This window comes from Altericista sp. CCNU0014, from assembly GCF_044923475.1.
Taxonomy (GTDB): Bacteria; Cyanobacteriota; Cyanobacteriia; order Thermosynechococcales; family Thermosynechococcaceae; genus JAAURS01.
Genome location: NZ_CP137338.1, coordinates 3,461,584 through 3,481,905 on the forward strand (window position 1 = coordinate 3,461,584; position 20,322 = coordinate 3,481,905).

Below are 20,322 nucleotides of genomic sequence, written 5' to 3' on the forward strand. Positions count from 1 at the left end.
CTATAAAACTATGGCAACTAAATTTCCTAAGTTTAGCCAAGAGCTCGCCCAAGACCCGACGACTCGTCGTATTTGGTACGGGATTGCTACGGCTCATGACTTTGAGAGCCACGATGGCATGACGGAAGAAAATCTTTACCAAAAGATTTTCGCCTCCCATTTTGGTCATCTCGCAATCATTTTCCTTTGGACTTCCGGCAACCTGTTTCACGTTGCTTGGCAAGGCAATTTCGAACAATGGATTAAAGATCCGCTCCACGTTCGTCCGATCGCCCATGCAATTTGGGATCCTCAGTTCGGGAAGGCAGCAGTGGATGCCTTTACCCAGGGCGGTGCAAACGGTCCTGTAAACATTGCTTACTCTGGGGTATACCACTGGTGGTACACCATCGGGATGCGCAGCAATGCAGAACTGTATCAGGGTGCGATCTTCCTGTTGGTTTTAGCCTCTGTCATGTTATTTGCAGGTTGGCTTCACCTTCAACCAAAGTTTCGTCCCAGTCTGTCTTGGTTTAAGAATGCCGAGTCTCGTCTGAACCACCACTTGGCTGGTTTGTTTGGGGTTAGCTCTTTAGCTTGGGCAGGTCACTTGATTCACGTGGCCATTCCTGAATCTCGCGGTCAGCATGTCGGCTGGGATAACTTCCTGTCTACGCCGCCGCATCCCGCAGGGTTGACGCCATTCTTTACGGGCAATTGGGGCGTTTACGCTCAGAATCCCGATACGGCAGGTCACGTTTTCAGCACGTCTGAAGGGGCCGGAACTGCAATTCTTACCTTTTTGGGTGGTTTCCATCCTCAAACGGAAGCGATGTGGCTGACGGATATCGCGCACCACCATTTGGCGATCGCCGTTCTGTTCATCGTTGCGGGTCACATGTACCGAACCCAGTTTGGGATCGGTCACAGCATGAGAGAAATCTTAGATGCCCACCGTCCGCCGGGAGGCCGTCTCGGTGCCGGTCACAAGGGTATCTATGACACCTATAACAACTCGCTGCACTTCCAGTTAGGCTGGCACTTGGCCTGCTTGGGCGTGATTACCTCCTTGGTCGCACAGCACATGTATTCGCTGCCGTCCTATGCCTTCATCGCGAAGGACTATACGACGCAAGCCGCGCTGTACACCCACCACCAGTACATTGCCATCTTCTTGATGGTTGGAGCGTTTGCTCACGGTGCCATTTTCTTGGTCCGCGACTACGATCCCGTTGCAAATAAAGACAACGTATTGGCACGGGTACTGGAGCATAAAGAAGCCATTATCTCTCACCTGAGCTGGGTCTCTTTGTTCTTGGGCTTCCATACCCTCGGACTTTACGTCCACAATGACGTCGTCGTTGCTTTTGGAACGCCTGAAAAGCAGATTCTCATCGAGCCAGTGTTTGCTCAATGGATTCAAGCCGCTCACGGTAAGGTTTTATACGGCTTTGATACCCTCTTATCGAATCCCGACAGCGTTGCCTACACTGCTTTCCCCAACTACGGAAACGTGTGGCTCGGCGGTTGGTTGGATGCGATTAACAGCGGTACCAATTCTCTGTTCTTGACCATTGGACCTGGCGACTTCTTGGTTCACCATGCGATCGCCCTAGGCCTGCATACCACCACTTTGATCTTGGTCAAAGGCGCGTTGGATGCCCGCGGTTCCAAGCTGATGCCCGATAAAAAGGACTTCGGCTACGCCTTCCCTTGCGATGGTCCCGGTCGGGGCGGTACTTGCGATATCTCTGCTTGGGATTCCTTCTACCTGTCTCTGTTCTGGGCGCTCAATACCGTAGGATGGGTGACCTTCTACTGGCACTGGAAACACCTCGGGATTTGGCAAGGTAACGTGGCGCAGTTTAACGAAGGCTCCACCTATCTCATGGGTTGGTTCCGAGATTACCTGTGGCTCAACTCATCTCAGCTCATCAATGGCTACAATCCCTTCGGGATGAACAATCTCTCGGTCTGGGCTTGGATGTTCCTGTTCGGTCACCTCGTGTGGGCTACGGGCTTCATGTTCCTGATTTCCTGGAGAGGCTACTGGCAAGAGCTGATCGAGACCCTTGTCTGGGCGCACGAGCGCACTCCCCTTGCGAACCTCGTTCGCTGGAAGGATAAGCCCGTTGCACTGTCGATCGTTCAAGCTCGCGTGGTCGGTCTAGCTCACTTCACTGTTGGCTATGTCCTAACTTATGCGGCCTTCTTGATTGCCTCGACGGCCAGCAAGTTTGGTTGATAGTTTCCACCCTGCAGCTTGATTAAAGCTAAAAAAGCCCCGCAATATTGCGGGGCTTTTTTTATCGATCTATTTAGCTCGTCGCAAACCTTTCTAAAGGATGACACCTGAAACTGAAATGTTTTTCTCTGGACAGAAACAAAAAGAGCGGAAGGCCGTCAGGGTTGAGAACAATTTGTTTTAGGGTTAATACAGGATGTCAAAAATTCTAAAGCCAATAGCTGGAGCGTTTTTGGCATATTTTTCAATGTTTAGTCTGGACATGTCGCCTTGTTTGGTACAGCCAAGTTGGGCCGGTTCGAGGGCAAACCAGCGTTATGCGTATCAGCCTCGGCAAGTGGGATCTTTGCGTCAAATGGCTCTAGATTTAGCAAATCAAGATCGCGCTCGCTATGGACTATCTAGACTGAGGCCCAATGCTTTACTGTCTAGGGCCGCACAGATGCACGCAGAAGATATGTTGCGCCGTAACTATTTCAGCCATTACTCGCCGGAAGGCAAGGCTGCATCGGAACGTTTTGCAATGGTTGGTGGGCGGGGAGGTGCGGCGGAAAATCTGTTGATGCTCAAGGATTCGTCCCTGGTTGGGGCAAAAATTGGCTACGACAGGCTGGCTTTCTTTCAGCGGGGATGGATGGGTAGCCCCGGCCACCGCAAAAATCTCCTGGATCGGCGCTACGGACAATTCGGGTTTGGAATTGCAAAATCTGGTAGTCGGATTTACGCAGTACAGCTCTTCAGTTTTTCGAATTAGATCCGACGAAAGCGATCGCACAAATTGACCTTACCCCACCAAAAAAGTGAACAGGTAGGTTAAGCTGCCATCGGGCGATCTAGAGTGCTCCAGTCATCCTGTTCAAATTGAACAGGGGTGAGATATCCAATCGATAATATAGATACGTTGATGGTTGTAAAAGACTTCGATCCATTCTGCGCCGATCGTTCGGGCGATGGATCTTGATAAAGGTTAGTTGGGCAACTAACACGAGCTGCCTATCGCTGCGATCGCGTCAGCTAAAATAAAAGATTGCTCTTTGATTTGATATTTGAGTGAAGCACAGCAGGGCGTACCATTGCTTAGAGAAAGCCCAACACCGATGGCACGAGCTAAATCGCCGTCAGAGAGGGTGTTGCCGCATAGCGGGGATTGGAATAGGTTTCCTGCTCTGCATCAGAGCATTACCCTACCTCGCTCCTATCCGCTCAGAAGCGCTGCGCCAAGACGATCGAGCCATCGAATTCAGCGATCGCCATAACCTCCCCCTAGGCACCCTCCTCACCCGCGACCAAAACCACACCGCCACTGTCCCGCTCGCGGAAGTTTCGCCCCATTTCGTTCGTGCCATTCTGGCGGCGGAAGATCGGCGCTTTTTTCAGCACGGCCCCTTGGACTTACAGGCAGTCCTAAGGGCGATCGCCGAGGCCGTCCAAGCGCGTCGCATCGTCAGCGGAGCATCTACCATTACGATGCAGTTGGCCAGAATCGTCGATCCGACGCCCTCTACCCCGACGGGAAAACTCCAGGAAATTTGGACCGCTTGGCGATTGGGAGCAGGTATGAATCGCAGAGAGATTCTTCAGGCTTATATCAATCGCTTGCCGATGGGCGGCAATATTTACGGCGTTGAAGCCGCCGCTCGCGTTTATTTTGGCATCTCGGCACGGGATCTGAATCTGGCGCAGGCAAGCCTGTTAGCCGCACTTCCCAACGATCCGAACCGACTCAATCCCTACGATCGCATGCCCGCACTCAAGCGACGGCAGCGTTACGTCCTAGAGCAGATGATCCGCGATCGCGCCATTACCTCAGCGCAAGCCCAGCAGGCATCAGCCGAGTCAGTTGCGCTGCAACCCCGGCAGCAGGGTATTTTAGCAGCCCCTCATTTTCTCTTTTGGGTATCGCAGCAATTACCCAACGAGCGACCTGCCCAAATTCGCACCACCCTCGATCGTTCGCTGCAACAATTTATCGAAGCCCAAACCCAGCAGATTGTTCGAACCCTAGCACCTCATAACGTCCGTCAAGCTGCTGCCCTCGCGATCGAGAATAAGACAGGCGAAGTTCTGGCCTACGTGGGTTCGACCGACTATTTTTCGTCCGCAACGCAAGGCCGCAACGATGGCGTGCAAGCATTGCGCCAACCCGGTTCGACCCTCAAACCTTTTCTGTATCAGCTTGCCCTAGAACAAAAGCAAATCCGCCCCAACACTATCCTGGCCGACGTCCCGATCGCCTATGCCATTCCAGGGGCGCGGCTCTATCGCCCCGTCGACTACAACGAGCAATTTCAAGGCCCCGTTCGGGTTCGCATTGCCTTGGCGAATTCCCTCAACGTCCCTGCCGTAAAGCTATTGGAGACGGTCGGCGTTCCTAACTTTCTAACGTATCTCCGTCAACTGGGGTTCGAACACCTCACCCATCCCCCCGAATATTACGGCCTCGGACTCACCTTAGGCAGCGGCGAAGTCACGCTCTGGGAACTCGCACGCGCCTACCTGACCCTTGCCAACCAGGGAAATCCATTGGATTTAAAGGTCATTCCTGCAATACCCAAGAACGGTGCAGTAGCCCCTGTCTCGACCTCGCAAAGCTCGCTCGAACCCAATGCTGCATCTTGGGCGTTAGTGACAGATATGCTGAGCGATCGCTTTGCCCGCGCCCGCGCGTTTGGGGTCGATTCGCTGTTGAGCCTCCCATTTCCCAGCGCTGTCAAAACCGGAACTTCTTCAGACTTTCGCGATACCTGGACTGTCGGCTATACCGCAGACTACACCGTTGCCACCTGGGTCGGGAATTTCGATGGCGAAGCAATGCAAAACGTGTCGGGCGTGACGGGGGCGGCCCCGCTGTGGAATCGCATCATGCTCCATTTACACGAACGTCGCGAACCCAAGGCCTTTCCCGTCCCGTCGGGGTTGGTCGAACGCCCCATTTGCGCCATTTCCGGCAAGAAACCGACGCCCGCCTGTCCCACCGTCGTTCGGGAATACTTCTATCCCGAAGACTTAGCAGCGTACCAACGCCAGCCGGATGATTTTTTCAAGGCGATCGCGCCTTCAAGTCCGAGCAAACCGCCTCAGTATCGCCTCGATCTTCCGCCAGAGTACGACGAATGGCTGGCCTCAAAACCCGAAGCCAAGCTTGCTTCTAGCACCCTCAGAATCCTGTCACCCCGCAATGGCGATTACTTTTTAACGCAAGACCCCACGCAGGGCAAGCAACCCGAGCGATTAGAATTCAAACTGTCCAGGACGGACGGGCAACCCATAGAATGGCGGCTCAATGGCAAACCTCTCTCTACCGCATCCACAGCTTCGCTGTTTTGGCCGATGCAACCGGGCAAATGGAGGCTCGAAGTTAAATCCAGACAGCTGACGGATCGGGTCGACTTTGAAGTGCAAGTCGCCCAACCCTCTCCCCTTCGGCAGGGTTTCTCGGTCAGAATGCCTTAAAGCGCGCGAGTTACTGAATTTGAGCGATCGCCAACCCTGCCATCTCAGCAACCTGCCCGACCTCGTCGTGGCTCAAGCTTTCTGCCAGAGCCTTTGCTTCAGCCCCGCCCAAATTTCCGAGAGCCTGCGCCACCCGGTAACGAACCTGCCAATCTTCGTGGGTTGCAAAGGGACGCAGCAGCGGCACCGCCTCGGGATTCCTAAGTTCGCCCAGGGAACCGATCGCCGCCCCCTGCACCAGCGCCTCCGGCGAAGCAAGCGCATCTTTGAGCAGATCGAACCCGCGCGGATCGCCGAGCTCGCCTAGGGTTGCGACAATACTCATCTGTAACAGCCAATCGTTCGTGCCCCGATAGCAGGTTTCGAGATCTGGGTAAGCCTCCGTGAGCTGAAGCGCGCCGATCGCATCGGCTGCTGCCGCCTTCACATCCGTTTCAGAATCGGTATAGAGACGAGCGATCAGAATCTCCAGAGACTGTTCTAAATCTTCGTGCCCCAAAGAACTCATCTGACTCACCGCTGCATAGCGCACCCGCGAATTACTATCGCCAATCGCCTGCTTCAGCAATCCAAAGGCTGTAGCGCTGGGAAGCACGCGCAACTGATTCACCGCCGAGAGGCGATCGCCCAAATCTTCCGACCGCAATGCTTGGGCTATGCTTTCAGGAGTGATGCTCATAGGGTTTGCAAACAAAACGCTAGGGGATGTCCGTAAAAGATCCTACGTCATTGCGAGCCTGGGATCTCAAACCACTAGGAATCAAAACATTTTGCAGCGCGCGTCGGGGATCGCCGATCCCCGATACACCCCCGCTTTCTCTAACTCAAAAAAGGACCGAGAAATCCTGTTACATTAAGTAACAATAAGGTTCATCTATAACATCATGGCAACCGACCCGACTCAAGCCCCAAGTTCAGCCGCCCCCACTCCCAAAGACAGCTACGTCAAATTAGCCATGCGAAACATGGTGCGGAAGTCCCGCCAGTCATTGGTTCACTTTGGATTGACGAGCTTAGGCTTAATTGCCGTACTGTTAGGCTTAGCGTTTCTGACGCACCACTAAAGCTCGACAGGCTCAGATTATGGTTCAGGTAGATTTAACCTTACAAGTCCAACCACACACCGCCAGTGCCACCGATGAAGCGGGGGAAACGGCGATGGCCGGGCTATCGGAAGCTCAGTGGCAGACCTACTTCGAGCAGTGGATCGATGCCTTGAATCCCCAACAATCCAAGATCGGTGCCTATGAAGTCAGCCTTTTGCTGACAACCGATGCAGAAATTCAAGCCTTAAATGCCACCTACCGTCACCAAGACCGAGCCACCGACGTCTTGGCCTTCGCGTCATTGGAGTGGGAAGGCCCCCACAATTCAGCCCTCGACGATCTTCCCACCCCCCTCGGCGACATTGCCATATCCGTCGAGACCGCAGCGCGACAGGCAGCAGAGAACGGTCACGACCTATCCCAAGAACTGCTTTGGTTGGCCAGCCACGGACTGCTCCACTTACTCGGCTGGGACCATCCGGACCCATCTAGCCTCGATCTCATGCTGACCGAGCAAGCTCGCCTGATTCGCAAGATTGGCTTCCTTCCGCCCTCCTGGTCGGCAGAAGAGCTAGGGTACTTCTAGAGCACTTTTTAAAAATTGAAGTTTATGGGGTTACAAAGTTATTCGCAGGGGTATGCTAATACTGTGGATTAGAGGGGGAATGCTAAGCTTGCTATCAACCTCGGTGTGAGTATACTTATTACTTGTATGCCTGAAAAGCTCTTGCAATCTCTCCATAGCATTTCAAATCGTACTGCCAAACGCTCATCCGGGCGACGAGAGCACTCCTTTCAAATCGCCCAAAATTTATGGGTTAGCTTTCAGTATGCTGGAGCGGGTCTGAAGTATGCATTCGTCACCCAGCGCAATTTCCGCATTCACGCCGCGATCGGCAGCGTTGCCATTAGCTTGGGCTTGATGCTGCAAATGCTTCCGGTAGAGCTGGCGCTGATCGGTCTCACCATTGGATTAGTGCTGACCCTAGAGTTATTAAATACAGCCATTGAGGCAGTGGTAGACCTCGTGGTGGACACCCAGTATCACGAGCTGGCCAAAATTGCTAAAGACTGTGCCGCTGGTGCGGTTCTGGTCTCTACCCTCGCGTCCCTGGGCGTAGCGGGCTGTCTGTTGCTGCCGCCCCTCTGGAAACTTGCGGCCTTAGCCTTAATGGCGCGCTAAATACGGCGAATGAAATGTCTGTCAATTGATAGACTACAAACAAAGGCTTTGAGGAGCGATCGCGTTGATTATCGTCATCGATAACTACGACAGTTTTACGTACAACCTGGTGCAGTACCTCGGAGAGCTGGGGCAGACCCATCCCGTCGCGTCCGATTTACGGGTGTACCGCAACGATCGAATTACCCTAGATGAAATCCGCCAGCTGGCTCCAGATGCGATCGTCATTTCTCCGGGACCCGGACGGCCAGAGGATGCGGGGATTTCTCTCGATGTCATTCGCGAGTTGGGCGCAACCGTGCCCATTTTGGGTGTTTGCTTGGGCCATCAGAGTATCGGTCAAGTGTATGGCGGGGATATTGTCTCGGCCCCGGAACTGATGCACGGCAAAACCTCCCCGATTTTACATTTGGGCGTGGGCGTCTTCGAGCAGCTCGAAAACCCCTTTACTGCAACTCGCTACCACAGCCTCGTCATCGAGCGGTCGACCTGCCCTGAAGTCTTAGAAATTACGGCTTGGACGGAAGACGGCACCATTATGGGAGTGCGCCACCGCAACTATCCCCACTTGCAGGGCGTCCAGTTTCATCCAGAAAGCATTTTGACCGAATCGGGCAAGCTGTTGCTGCAAAATTTTTTGGTGCAATTGCCGACCCCAGCAACCGTTGCACCCTAGCCCAGATCGTCTGAAACTCAGGAACAAAGGCTCGATCTAAAGGTCTTTTTGAGGAAAGTGCCGTTGGCAGGTACACTCAATACTAGATTTTGAGCCGCAGCGCTGCGTCGCAGCGGCGGTTTTCAGACCTCGAACCCCTTAGACTTTGCACCATTAGGAACACGAAACGCATGACTATGAGACGGAGGCAGTTGCTGCGCTACGCCCAAGGGGGCCTTATTGCTAGCCTTGGGATGGGCTTGGTCGATCGTTGGTATACCCCTAAGGCAGACGCTGCCCAGTCGCTTACCATTCAATTTTTGGGACATACCTGTTTTCTCATGAGCGGGAGCGGCGTGCGGGTTCTGGTCAATCCTTTTCGCCCGACCGGGTGTACGGCAAAGATGCCAGCCCCCAAGGTGGGAGCAGACTTGGTCTTAATTAGCAGTCGCCAGCTCGATGAAGGAGTGGTAGAAGGGTTGCCCGGTAGACCGAAACTGTTGTTCGATCCGGGACCGTATCAGACCAATGGATTGCAGTTTCAAGGCATTCGCACCCTCCACGATCGCCAGAATGGGTATCGGTTTGGTACGAATACGGTCTGGAAGTGGAAGCAGGGCGGCCTCAACTTGGTACATTTAGGGGGGATTGCTTCTCCCTTAAACATCGAACAAAAAATCTTGCTGGGTACCCCGGACGTGCTGTTTATTCCAGTGGGAGGCACGGACGAAACCTATACGCCGGAAGAAGCAAAAGGGGCGATCGCCCTCCTTCAGCCCAGACTAGTAATTCCAACCCACTACAAGACAGGCGCGGCGGATCCGGCCCTCTGCGAGCTTCAGCCCGTCGATAACTTTTTGAAAGTCATGGCGGGCACCAGCATCCGGCGGGGCAAGGTTACGACCCTCAGCCTCAGTCCGGGCAGCTTACCGAAGGGACCCGTCATCCAGGTGATGGGTTAAATCCAGTTGCCCACCAGCACGTAGGCGGCCCAGTGGAACGGATGGCGGTAGTCGGGATCTTCAAGCAATCGAAGCTGGGCTTGCCGCAGGGCTTCGGCCTTGGTGGTGCCGGGTTGGGACAGCGCGTCGTAAAAGTATTTCATAAAAAGGCTGCTCGACTCGTCATCGACCGTCCACAGCGTCGCGACGGTGCTGCGGGCGCCCGCCTGAACCGCCACGCCCGCCAACCCTAAGGCGGCCCGCTTGTCGCCAGCGGCAGTTTCGCACGCGCTCAGGACTAATAGGTCGATGGCTTTGCGAAAGGGCTGCTGGCGTTTTTCGATCAGATCTTTGAGTTCGTGGAGCGTAATGGGTTTATCCCAGGCCAAAATGAAGGTCTCATCCACGTTGGAGCTAAATTGGCCGTGGGTGGCAAAATGCAGGACCGTGGCCTCGGATTCGTCCACAGCATTGGCGATCGCCTGACTGGTGAACTGCTGGTTGAGCAACACGTTTCCCGGCAGCGTTTGCACGATCGCCTTGAGTTCGCTCGGCACAAAGGCGAGGGGGGCAAACCCGGCGCGGCTGTCCGACAGGCCCGCGACAATACTGCGGCTCGGGCCCGTGGGATTCAAATCGGGGGTCACGAGCTGGAGGCTGGGGGCGATCGCCACGGCATAGCGCTCGATCGTAAAGCGTTTGCCATCGTAGAGGGTGGTGAGGGGAATATTTCGCAGAACGCCATCGGGCACGAACACCAGGGTTTTAATTTGCTGCTGCGCGAGCAACGCCTCCGCAGGCTCCACAAGCCAGCGATATAGCTCCAAGCCCAGCGTCTTTCCCTCCGGCGCCGTATAGGGTTTTTCCAAAGCAACCCGCAGTTCTTCTACGAGGGTTTCCACCTTTGCCGCCGCTACGGCATGGCTCGTCAAATGCAAAGAGCCATCCGGCAGGCTCAGCAGCGTTGCGATGCGGTCCTCTAGCACGATCGGGTAGAGCAGCGCCGTACCGGGCCGAATCTGATGGGTCAGGGGGCGACGGCGATCTTCGAGGCAGGACGAACGGAGAAAATAGGACAGTTCGGCTAGGCGCAAGGACTCGATCGCCTGTTGTGCCAGCTTGAGAGATTCTAAGGCGGGGGGCCGACCGCCGCGAGATTGGAGCAATAAATCGACGTACTCGCGGTAGACCGGCTCCACGCGATCGCGGAAGGAGTATTGCAAGTCGCTGCCGATCGCCACCAAGTTCTGGCGCAGTCCTTGCAAAATATCGACGGACTCGCGGTAGAAGGCCAAGGCGGGTTTTGTTTTGCCTTGGGCGCGCAGAATGCGACCTAGCTGCCACTTCCAGCGGTAGCAGCTTTCATCGGAGCGGGCCTGCTTGGCCAGATCGAAGGCTCGAAGGGTGGTGGTTTCTGCCGCTTGCCACTGCCGCTTGCTTTCGTAAAGACGGCCTAAATAGCCGACGGCAAAAGACTCTAGGCGCAAATCCCGGAGCTGGGCGGACTGCTGAATAGCTTGCTGGAGTCCTCGGGCAATTTCCAAGGCAGATGGTGTTTGAGCGGCCAGATAGAGGTCGAGCTGACTGTCGGCAAGCTGAAGCCGCTGCACGAGATTTCTGCGACTGGCTGGCTGGCGATCGAGCGCGGGGGCGAGTGCCGCTGCCAAGGTTTGAGCGGCTGGCCATTGATGCTGGGCAATGAGGACGCGCAGGCGATTGAGATTGGCGTCGAGCTGGGTTTCGGGACGATCGCTCTGAAGCAATGCCTGTTGGTAGGCCTCCAGGGCCGGAGAAAACGCCCGTTGCAGGTACGCTAAATTGCCTTTCTGGATGGACAGCGCAGCAGCCTGCTGACCGATGTTGTTTTGTTGGGCGATCGCCTGAGCTGAGGTCAAAACTGCATTGGCTCGATCGAACTCGCCAATGTTGGTGAGCATTTGCCCTAAGTTGAGGGCCAGGGTCAGGCGGAGGTCGAGGTCCGCTTGGCGAACAACGAGCTGTTCGGCCAGGCTCAGGGTATTCCGGGCGCGCAAAAAGTAGCCGAGGGTCTGTTCTGCTTGGGCTTGGTTGATCAGGCTGCCCGCCTCTCCGGCGCGATCGTCGAGTTGGCGGTAGGCTTTTGCCGCACTTTGCCAACTTGCCAGGGCCGCTTCCGGTTTGCCCCGAGCCAATTGCAGACTGCCCTGGGTATTGAGCAGCCGAGCGAGCGCGGCACGACTGTCTCCAGCGCTCGAAGCGACCAGCTTCAGCCCTCGGTCGAGGGAAGCCTGTGCCGTATCGGTCTGACCGAGTTCCTGATAGGCCAACGCGAGATAGTTGAGGGCGAGGGCTTCAGCGATCGGCGATCGCTCTTGCCGAGCCTGCTGGGCGGCCTGCGCCCACGCTCGAGCGGCAGCATCAAAGTTGCCGCTTTGATAGAGCGATAGACCTTGCTGGATCTGAGGATCTACCATTGCAGGAGCATTTTGGGCGATCGCCCCCGCGCCATGCAGCCCCATCCACAGCAGCAGCCCGATCCAAAAGGCGATCGCTCCCGCGCGCCACCGACGAAACCTTGTTTTCTGCCCTTTCATAGCGTTCAACTGCCAGGAGCAGAGATTAGCGGTTCGTTAGGATCGGGGCCCTGGGTTGTCTGACAGGGCTGAGTCTGGCTGAAGTGGGCAGGATGAGTAGAATTGGCAGAATTGGCCACCAACCGCACCGAGCCATTCGGCCCGAAAACCCATCCCCGCGCTTCAACGATGGGGGTTGTGGGGATCGCGCTTGAAGGTGGATTGCTCGGGCGGCGATCGCCGCTATTCTCCTGAGAACTGGGCATTGGAGCGGGACGCAGATCTTGCCAGATACCGCTACTCTGGGCTGGGTCGGACGGCGTGGCCGGCAAGCCCCCGAGACCGGAGTAGATAAAACTATCGCGATCGCTACGGCGGCTGTCGAAACAGGTCGTTTCAAGGATTTTCCGATCTAATACTGCGGGGAGAACCGCAAAATTGACGACCGGATTTGTGGAAAGAATATTGGTATCGATCGTTCCATCCACGCCAAATCGAGAGCGAGCCGTAATATCGCTGGAATCAGGAAAATTTTCGGTATTGGGGTAGATTCCAAATAGACCTTGAGTCGTAATGTTAATACTGCCACCATTGCCAAACACTGCATCAGTACTAATGTTGCTGTCTTCTGTGGGAACAGCAGCAATAACACCTACCAGAATATTGATGTTGCCACCATTGCCTGTTGTGGTGCTAGAGGTTGAGATATTGCTTTGGTTGCGAAGCACTAAGGAATCGCTTAATGTCAACTGAATATCTCCCCCTATGCCAGAGTTAGAACTCGCATGAATTGACGAATTATTATCCAGCACAATTGATCGAGAAAAAATTTCTATAGTTCCAGCTGCCCCACTTCCATTTCCACTAACAGAACTTGAAATTTCCGATCCTTGATTCAGCGATAGACTTTTTGCGTTGATTTCGATTTTGCCAGCCGATGCCGATGAAAAAGAAGAGGTTGAAATTAGGCTCTGCCGATCCAGAAAAACTCGATCAGCTTGAATCGAAATATTCCCTGCTTGACCGAGATTAAAAGCATCTTCAGCATTTGTTGAGGCATTAATGAAAGAGTTTTCCTTTAAAAAAAGTTGCTTTGCCTGAATTTTTATACTCCCTTGTGCAGTAGAGCTGAATGTTACTGGCGAGATATTACTGTCTACTAACTCCAGAAATTCTGAAGCATTAATAGACACAAAGCCACGCTTCAATCCAGGATCTATCGGCCCGCTCACCTGTACATTGTCCGACAATCGGATTTGTCGTCCCTGTAAAAAAATATCCGAAAAATCGCTGCCTAAAATTAGGCCATTTCCAATTTCGAGATCTTTAAAGTTGTTAACCTTAGAGAAATCTAGCACCAAGCTCTGTTGGTCACTTATAGTATTAAGCGCTACCGTGGCTCCTTCTCCAACGCTTGCAATCTCCAGCCGTCCATCAAAAGCAGCTAGGATACTAGGAATGTCAAACCGATTCAATCGGTCAACTTGATGCCCTTGTAGACTTATGGCTCCCCCTACCAAAGCCAAGGTTTGCTTTTCAGAGGCGAGAATTAATCCAGATCCAGGCTCTGTAAATTGACCCACAATGGGGCCTGGATTCGCTCCAAACTGTAGGCCAACTGGAACTCCCAAGGTCAGCACTGAAGATGGGGAAGCAGAATCCTTCATGCCAAAGCGATAGCCACTTGAAAAATTAACACTTTCTGCGGTACTGGCGATAAATGAACCGCTCAGATCCAAGGTTGCATTAGGGCCAAAAATTATACCGTTTGGGTTAATTAAAAATAAGTTAACTGGGTACCCTACATTGTCAATTGCGAGGGTGCCGTTGATGTTTGAGACATCAGCACCAGTAACACGGGCAATAACATTCAAAATGTTGGTATTGTTTGGCAACTGAAATCTAGCAATCCACCCAGTTTTAACTGAGAAATTCAAAAAGCTATGGAGCAGATTTCGGTCAATAGAACTGCCACCTGAAATTTGAAAGAGCTGCTCCATAGCGTTAGCACTTACCTGAGTTCCGACGGTATTGTCCGGTTGGATATCTGCATAGCAAGGCATAACTCCAGTAACATGAATTAAGCCAGCCAGTACAGCCCCAGCAGAAAAAATACCGCGTTGACTTAGCATGCTTAGTTATTCCACAAAATCACTTTTGTTTTATTTAATCTTCCGCTTTAATTTTGCAAAAGGCTAAACGGCAACCCAATCCACAAATCTAGCAAGGGGTACAAATCCATTTCTTCTGGATCGCACTGTAAATCCAATACCCTCGACCAGAGGGTATAGAGCACTCCCCACATCCATTGACAGAAAGCGCTTCTTGAATAGGTCGAATTTGACTTAGGAGATCTTGAGGTTGCAAAGTAGCAGTGTTAATGGATTCTGATAGCGAACTAAATTGAGGTTCGACCTTTTTAAGTGCATCTGGATTTTGAGCAAAATAAGCTTTTAATATCTCTATTGCCTTTGCATTGTCTCCAAAAGCAAGGTGGACTTGAGCTTCTAAAAAAGCCTTTGTTTCCGTCTTAGGCATTGTCTCGATTGCTTCATCTACGCTCAAATGCTGATCTGTCATTATTAACTCCATAAGTGCTGATTTGTTTGAAAAAATTTCAAGCCCAAGAACCTAGATATTATTACCTGCTCCATCGGGAGCTATCAGTGCTAAAAGTTATTTTTTTGCAGCTTATTATAAAAATTCATGCTTTTTGCCCACCGCTATTCTGGCTACTGTTCTGTGGGCAAAAGTAATATCTTCTCCACAGCAGTATTGTGAAACATTATTGACCCCCCTACCTCAAGTATGACTGAAGTAGGTTAAGCGCAAGAGTTAGTAAGGTAGCCCCCATTGACAAAATATATTAAAATCGTTATTTTAGAGCTAGGCTGAATATGTTTCAAACAACGCACATAGTGATCATTTTTTTCTTGCGCTTGCCTGGTAAAAAATTTAATTTTCCAAGCTCAAGCTAACTAGCAAGGTTTACAGATTCTGGTCGTTGGATTGATAAATACAAATTTTCCTCGAACACCTCCAGTGGAAACACACTCTCCACAGAATGAAATACTTACAGTTGTTGAGCGTGACTTTACAGGTTGTATTGAAGTACTCTTATCAAGAGTAATCGATTCGTGAAGGTCAAATCTGCTTTGCCAATCCAATCCCGAACTATTTTGAAAGTGGCTCTTTGAAAACTCAATCGTACTAGCTTTACTAGTAATAAGAGGTGACTCAGATTGGAATAACACTTTTCTTTGCGGAACTAAATTAAACGATCCTGATGTATCTAAAGCTTCATCCAACGTCGATGGACGATCGCTCTTGTTCATTGATCGACACATATGACTTTGACTAACCAATACGTGCGTGGAGATTGGAGCAGCGTAAAGCCAAAACATAAATATACAGCCTCATTAATACATTGTAAGTATCTTCATAAACAGCCTAATTGCTATAAAAATTTATAAAAATTCACGCTATGCCGCCCAACGCCATCCCGGCCACTGCTCTGTTGGTAAAGGTAGCGCCTCTCCCGCAGCGGTATTGCGCAACAACATCGCAAACGCTCCCGCCCCCAACTGCGCCTGGGGCCAGATTCGGTAACAAGGAATGTCAGTTAAATGCGATTGGTAGGCAGCCAGATGCTCTACAGGTCGCGGCTCAAACTGCGGAAACTTGCGCAACAGCCATTGTCCCACCTGCTCGTTTTCCTCGGGGGAAAAAGTACAGGTTGTATAAACCAAATATCCACCTGGAGCCACCAACTGAGCCGCATTCGCTAAAATCCGTTTCTGACGCTGGGCGTTTTGCTTGACCGTAACCGGATGGAAACACCCCTCCGCCTTTCCGCCCTTTGCCAACAGCGACTGCCCGGAACAAGGCGCATCCACGACCGCCAAATCTGCCGTCTGGGGAAGCCGCAAGGCTAAATGACTGGGATCGGTGCTGAGGGCGATCGCCGGACTCACCCCGCACCGTTTCAGATTGCCAATCAACATCCCCACCCGCTTGCCAATGGTTTCATTGCAGATCAGCTGCTCCGGCTCGAGCAACCGCCAAGCAAAAATACTTTTGCCCCCCGGCGCAGCACAGACATCGATCGTCACCCTCGGACGGTTCGGCAGCGCCATCAACACCGAAGCCGCAAACACCGACGAAAAATCGAGACAATAATAGTGCCCCGCTTCGTGGAGGAGATGAGCGCCAGGGGCAGTCCCCACCGCCAGGCGATCGACAAACTCAGGCTGCCAAGGTAAGGGCGGCTCTACTACAAACGGCATCGTCTCAGGACGCGGTTTCAGCCATAGAATACAGGATGGGTAAGGTTGAGGGTTGACCAGCGCCTGGACAAAAGCGTTTCGGTCCAAGGCATCGTCAAATAGCTTTTGGCTGAGCTTAAGCAGCAACTGAGACGCAGACGGCATTGAAACCCTTTATAAACAAAAGTTTTTTAATCTGAGATACGCTATCTTGATCCACCTCGAGCGACTGCCGCGTTCTGTTTTGGCCCTAGGGGTGCCTCTGCTCTTTTTTGCGATCGCCCTTTGGGTCATGCCCATCGCCGACACCCTTCAGTTTGACCCCGACGAAGGCATCGAACTGGCCAAAGCTACCCTCTACGGTCAAGGCTATCAGCTCTACGACCCCATTTGGAACGATCAGCCGCCCTTATTAACCCTGCTGCTTTCAGGCTGGCTGAAGTTATTTGGCCCTCAAATTGTAGCGGCTCGGCTGCTCGTTTTAGGATTTGCGACGGTTCTGGTCGGCTCATTTTTCAATACCCTGGCGCTCATCCTTGGCCCTGGCTTTGCGCTATTGGGCACGGTTGGCCTATGGCTGACCCTAGATTTTTTGCGCCTGAGCGTATCGGTCATGCAAGGACTACCCGCGCTTGCGCTGGTCATGCTGGCTATTTACCTCCTCATGCGGGTGTCGTTCCCCCGAGAAAGCGGCAGCGCTATCGGCTCCAAACCTCGAACCATTGCTCCTATCCTCTGGAACAATCTGGGACTGATTGCCTCTGGCATTTGTTTCGGTCTGTCGCTCCAGATTAAGCTCTACACAGCCTTACTGCTGCCCGCCTGTTTTTTGCATTTGGCGGCAGGCTCTTCCCTTCAGGATTGGCAACAGTTCAAGGCGCGTCGGCTCCGCTCGGGGCTGGTGTGGTTAGCCGCCTGTGCCCTGACGGTTCTAGTCATCGGCCAGTTGACCCCTTCGCTGCCCCTGGATCAAGTGCTGGGCACCCATTTTGACGGGGCGTCCCAAGTCAGCCTTCAGCGCGAACCCAGTTGGCTACTCTTGCTCATGTTTCTGGCCCAGGATCTGGACTATACGCTACTGGCCGGGGTTGGGGTTTATCTGCTGTTCAAACAGAGACCCTCGTGGCCCCTACTGCCCTTAGTTTGGCTAGCCAGCGTTTGGATGGGGCTGGCCTACTACCAACCCCTGTGGTATCACTATTACCCGTTAATCTCGGTTCCAGTCGTTTGGCTGGCGACCTACGGCCTGACTCAAGCCTTTTCGTTCTTTCGTCAAAAGCAATGGTATCGAAACTTCCATTGGCGAACGCTCAAACATCCCACAGTAAAGGGCATTGCAGCAGGGTTTTTAATCTTTGCGATCGCCCTGACGCCCGTCAAACTCGCAGTCAACGCATACCTCAACCATCAGTTTGTCGCAGAATCCAAACCCAAACTTGAAGTCATCCGGCAGGTGCGGGCATTGCCATCCCCCACCCGTTGGTTATTTACGGATTTACCTATTGCGGCTTTCTACGCGGGTCTCAACGTCCCGCCAGAGCTGGCCGTGTTTTCAACCAAACGCATCGCCTCGGGCAGCCTGAGCGACGCAGAACTGACGAGAATATTGCAAACCTATCGACCGGAACAGGTATTGTTGGGTCGCTATCCTAAGGTGCAGGCCGCGCTAGAACCCTATCTGAGCCAGCATTACGTCAAACGGTACGAGAAAGAAAAAATGACTCGCTACGTTCTTAAATCATTGAAGTGAGTTGCTTTGCCTGTCGACTTGGAGAACCTGAGCGGCAGTGAGGTCTAGGGCGGGAAAGGTTTGGGAGATAGGGCGATCGCCGTCCTTAAACGCAGTTTCTTCGTACCGTCCTGCAATGAGCGTGATGCCGATAGGTTAGCCTAAAGCAATGGCTTTACTGCGGAGAAACATTGAGGAGATTGAGTTCAGCACGACAAAAGATTAAAGCTGGATTGTTGGACTCGACCATCAGGTTCAGCTTCATGTAGGAAGCATTCCGGGCAGATATTTTGATTTCAAACGGCGTGAGTTGGGAATTCGACACAGATTCGATGGTCTGCAAAAGAACCTTTCCATCCTTATCTAAGGTTGATAGTTTTAAGGATATCGGCTCGGAGGAGTTGGGGCATTTAGAGATGGATAACAGACCCGTTACTTTTGCCTGTTTTGGAATTTTTCCGTAGTAAAGCAAGGATGCGGGTGTTCGATTCGTAATTTGCAGGCGTAAAACCTGGACTAGTTTTACAAGCGGGTCTTTTATAATTGCACTCGGCTGACCCGATTTCAGATCCAGCCAAAAGGGCTCTTGTCCCGGCACGCGAGACACCTGCGATCGCATCGCAGCAAGCGTATCAAGTATCGTCGGAAAGGATGTAGGCCGGATGCGTTCGTAAATCCGAACTGTGCTGCCATTCTCTAGCTTAAATTTGGCGGGGAGCGGTGCAAAATCCTGGGCGATCGCCCAATTTTGCGTAAATGCATCCACGACAACTTTTATAACCGTTTGCTCTTTCGGATCGACATGATACTGAAAAGGGAAAGCGACGACTACATAACGAGCCTGCAACAACCCATTCAGGGGATAAAAATCTCTCGAATCTATATTTGCGTTGCGAGCAATGGGAAGGATAGACTTCCCAAATAGCTGTTGTTCGGCAACGGTAAATACACTATAATTCAAACTATAAGAAGAGGCCGCAACATAAATCCTTTTCTCAGAAGAGGTTTTGCTTCTAAGAAATTCTACAAGAGTTTTAATCGTATAGTAATCTTTCCGAAATAATGGGGGTTCTTGTTTCGAGAAAAAAGATGAGAATCCAGAAGATAGTTTAATAACAGGAGAGAATGCAAAAATAGAATTAAGAATTAATATAAAAGCATTAATCGCTAAAACAATAATTGACCAAGACTTGAATAAACTTTTAAATAGATTCCAGATCAAGATATAGTTTCCAAAAACAATAAACGGAAGAAAATGAGTTACATACTGGACGTTAATCTGCTTGGCAAAGAAAATCCATTGAAATATAGAAACAACACTAAATAGAGCCAGAAAATTGATTCGTCTTCGACTCGTTAAAGCGCTTAAACAGCCCAGCACGAAACCAGTCAGAGCAAAGCTCAAGAGAATTAATCCAAAAGACTGAGCATAATATTGAATATTAGATGCTACCGATGTTTCGTAGGAAGCATATAAAACACGGTAGTTGATCGAGAGCGCTTTTAGAATCACAATAAATGCAAAAGCTGCGAACAAAATTAAAACATAAATCAATCGAATGCTAAATATTGTTATATACTTTAAAGCCCGAGACAAATTCGATTTGTATTTAAGTAAAATTTCACATATTTTATAAATAAAAACGGCAATGACAAATGCTCGAATGCTATATATAAAATGACGTCTAAACAGAACCGTTATTGCAAATAGAATAGCGATCCAATATCTCTGACGAGAATTTTTAAGACTTGAATTCTGCCAATAGGTCAAAATAGCCAACGATATCAAGGTCGAACCGCCAATATCAGGAAATCCTCTAAACACAGAAATCCAAACTGGAGGAACGAGCAACGTAAAAAAAGAAGCTGTCCAAAATACAGACCTCGTGTTAAAGAGGATCGCTTTGGACAGCATTGTCCCCATGACCAAACAAAAGGGAACGATATAGGCTAAGACCAAACTGTAAATAAAGCCAAGACGCGACTCGCCAAATATTATTCTAAATGGAAGCATTGGAAGAGAAGGAAGTTGGGTATAATCGTCAAATAAAGAAATGATGAATAATCCAATACCTTCAAAAGGAGATTTCTCAAAAGAGGTAATTAAGTCGCTAATTTGTTCAGAGCTTCGCGAGTAGTCCCAGTAATAAAAATATTGCTCTTTAGACACGTAGAAAAAAGTAATCGTCACTGAAAGAGCTATCAGCAGAATAAAGAATAATATATCTATCGGCTTAATATATTTCTCGATCGATTTAACAAACATGAATGGTT

General features: G+C 51.4%; 15 protein-coding genes. 9 read left to right on the plus strand and 6 right to left on the minus strand.

Annotated elements, in window-relative coordinates:
- The first annotated feature begins 10 nt into the window (after positions 1–10).
- The 3 genes from psaB to pbpC all read left to right on the plus strand — a co-directional run bounded on the left by psaB (position 11) and on the right by pbpC (position 5,677).
- Complete coding sequence (gene psaB / locus R6H26_RS16505) at positions 11–2,224, plus strand: photosystem I core protein PsaB (RefSeq protein WP_404783835.1); 2,214 nt, start codon at positions 11–13, stop codon at positions 2,222–2,224.
- A gap of 355 nt (positions 2,225–2,579) precedes the next feature.
- Positions 2,580–2,978, plus strand: coding sequence for a CAP domain-containing protein (locus R6H26_RS16510; protein ID WP_404783837.1), 399 nt, complete (start codon positions 2,580–2,582; stop codon positions 2,976–2,978).
- Positions 2,979–3,274: 296 nt separating this feature from the next.
- The gene (gene pbpC, locus R6H26_RS16515) at positions 3,275–5,677 is read left to right on the plus strand and encodes a penicillin-binding protein 1C (RefSeq protein WP_404783839.1); all 2,403 of its coding nucleotides are present in this window, start codon (positions 3,275–3,277) and stop codon (positions 5,675–5,677) included.
- 10 nt (positions 5,678–5,687) lie between these two features.
- On the opposite strand, the gene nblB is transcribed toward pbpC, so the two are convergent.
- Positions 5,688–6,356, minus strand: a complete 669-nt coding sequence (nblB, locus tag R6H26_RS16520; protein WP_404783840.1) for a phycobilisome degradation protein NblB — start codon at positions 6,354–6,356, stop codon at positions 5,688–5,690.
- 205 nt (positions 6,357–6,561) lie between these two features.
- On the opposite strand from nblB, the gene R6H26_RS16525 reads away from it, so the two are divergent.
- The 5 genes from R6H26_RS16525 to R6H26_RS16545 all read left to right on the plus strand — a co-directional run bounded on the left by R6H26_RS16525 (position 6,562) and on the right by R6H26_RS16545 (position 9,523).
- Complete coding sequence (locus R6H26_RS16525) at positions 6,562–6,741, plus strand: DUF3285 domain-containing protein (protein WP_404783842.1); 180 nt, start codon at positions 6,562–6,564, stop codon at positions 6,739–6,741.
- Between the two features lie 19 nt (positions 6,742–6,760).
- Positions 6,761–7,309 (plus strand): rRNA maturation RNase YbeY, encoded by a 549-nt coding sequence (ybeY, locus tag R6H26_RS16530; protein ID WP_404783844.1) that lies wholly within the window; start codon positions 6,761–6,763, stop codon positions 7,307–7,309.
- Positions 7,310–7,435: 126 nt separating this feature from the next.
- Positions 7,436–7,906: a diacylglycerol kinase family protein gene (locus R6H26_RS16535; RefSeq protein ID WP_404783845.1), complete on the plus strand. Its 471-nt coding sequence runs from the start codon at positions 7,436–7,438 to the stop codon at positions 7,904–7,906.
- Positions 7,907–7,970: 64 nt separating this feature from the next.
- Positions 7,971–8,582 (plus strand): anthranilate synthase component II, encoded by a 612-nt coding sequence (locus R6H26_RS16540; protein WP_404783846.1) that lies wholly within the window; start codon positions 7,971–7,973, stop codon positions 8,580–8,582.
- Positions 8,583–8,752: 170 nt separating this feature from the next.
- Positions 8,753–9,523, plus strand: a complete 771-nt coding sequence (locus R6H26_RS16545) for an MBL fold metallo-hydrolase (protein WP_404783848.1) — start codon at positions 8,753–8,755, stop codon at positions 9,521–9,523.
- Here the strand turns inward: R6H26_RS16545 and R6H26_RS16550 are convergent.
- The 4 genes from R6H26_RS16550 to R6H26_RS16565 form a co-directional block, all read right to left on the minus strand.
- A complete protein-coding gene (locus R6H26_RS16550) occupies positions 9,520–12,075 on the minus strand; it encodes a CHAT domain-containing protein (protein ID WP_404783850.1) in 2,556 nt (851 codons plus the stop codon). The genes R6H26_RS16545 and R6H26_RS16550 overlap by 4 nt on opposite strands.
- A 5-nt stretch (positions 12,076–12,080) precedes the next feature.
- Positions 12,081–14,186 carry a filamentous hemagglutinin N-terminal domain-containing protein gene (locus R6H26_RS16555; RefSeq protein ID WP_404783851.1) on the minus strand — a complete coding sequence of 702 codons (2,106 nt, stop codon included), beginning with the start codon at positions 14,184–14,186 and terminating at the stop codon, positions 12,081–12,083.
- 88 nt (positions 14,187–14,274) lie between these two features.
- Complete coding sequence (locus R6H26_RS16560; RefSeq protein WP_404783853.1) at positions 14,275–14,634, minus strand: hypothetical protein; 360 nt, start codon at positions 14,632–14,634, stop codon at positions 14,275–14,277.
- A gap of 902 nt (positions 14,635–15,536) precedes the next feature.
- Positions 15,537–16,484 (minus strand): RsmB/NOP family class I SAM-dependent RNA methyltransferase, encoded by a 948-nt coding sequence (locus R6H26_RS16565; RefSeq protein WP_404783854.1) that lies wholly within the window; start codon positions 16,482–16,484, stop codon positions 15,537–15,539.
- A gap of 46 nt (positions 16,485–16,530) precedes the next feature.
- On the opposite strand from R6H26_RS16565, the gene R6H26_RS16570 reads away from it, so the two are divergent.
- A complete protein-coding gene (locus tag R6H26_RS16570) occupies positions 16,531–18,069 on the plus strand; it encodes an ArnT family glycosyltransferase (RefSeq protein WP_404783856.1) in 1,539 nt (512 codons plus the stop codon).
- Between the two features lie 154 nt (positions 18,070–18,223).
- Here the strand turns inward: R6H26_RS16570 and R6H26_RS16575 are convergent, their stop codons facing one another.
- Complete coding sequence (locus tag R6H26_RS16575) at positions 18,224–20,314, minus strand: hypothetical protein (protein ID WP_404783858.1); 2,091 nt, start codon at positions 20,312–20,314, stop codon at positions 18,224–18,226.
- Between the last annotated feature and the right edge of the window lie 8 nt (positions 20,315–20,322).

What these genes read in the sequence shown, in the direction of transcription:
- R6H26_RS16510 (WP_404783837.1), top strand. Translation starts at nt 2,580, where the DNA reads ATGGCTCTAGATTTAGCAAATCAAGATCGCGCTCGCTATGGACTATCT.
- R6H26_RS16550 (WP_404783850.1), bottom strand. Translation starts at nt 12,075, where the DNA reads ATGAAAGGGCAGAAAACAAGGTTTCGTCGGTGGCGCGCGGGAGCGATC.
- R6H26_RS16535 (WP_404783845.1), top strand. Translation starts at nt 7,436, where the DNA reads ATGCCTGAAAAGCTCTTGCAATCTCTCCATAGCATTTCAAATCGTACT.
- psaB (WP_404783835.1), top strand. Translation starts at nt 11, where the DNA reads ATGGCAACTAAATTTCCTAAGTTTAGCCAAGAGCTCGCCCAAGACCCG.
- ybeY (WP_404783844.1), top strand. Translation starts at nt 6,761, where the DNA reads ATGGTTCAGGTAGATTTAACCTTACAAGTCCAACCACACACCGCCAGT.
- R6H26_RS16565 (WP_404783854.1), bottom strand. Translation starts at nt 16,484, where the DNA reads ATGCCGTCTGCGTCTCAGTTGCTGCTTAAGCTCAGCCAAAAGCTATTT.
- R6H26_RS16525 (WP_404783842.1), top strand. Translation starts at nt 6,562, where the DNA reads ATGGCAACCGACCCGACTCAAGCCCCAAGTTCAGCCGCCCCCACTCCC.
- R6H26_RS16560 (WP_404783853.1), bottom strand. Translation starts at nt 14,634, where the DNA reads ATGACAGATCAGCATTTGAGCGTAGATGAAGCAATCGAGACAATGCCT.
- R6H26_RS16545 (WP_404783848.1), top strand. Translation starts at nt 8,753, where the DNA reads ATGACTATGAGACGGAGGCAGTTGCTGCGCTACGCCCAAGGGGGCCTT.
- R6H26_RS16555 (WP_404783851.1), bottom strand. Translation starts at nt 14,186, where the DNA reads ATGCTAAGTCAACGCGGTATTTTTTCTGCTGGGGCTGTACTGGCTGGC.
- R6H26_RS16575 (WP_404783858.1), bottom strand. Translation starts at nt 20,314, where the DNA reads ATGTTTGTTAAATCGATCGAGAAATATATTAAGCCGATAGATATATTA.
- nblB (WP_404783840.1), bottom strand. Translation starts at nt 6,356, where the DNA reads ATGAGCATCACTCCTGAAAGCATAGCCCAAGCATTGCGGTCGGAAGAT.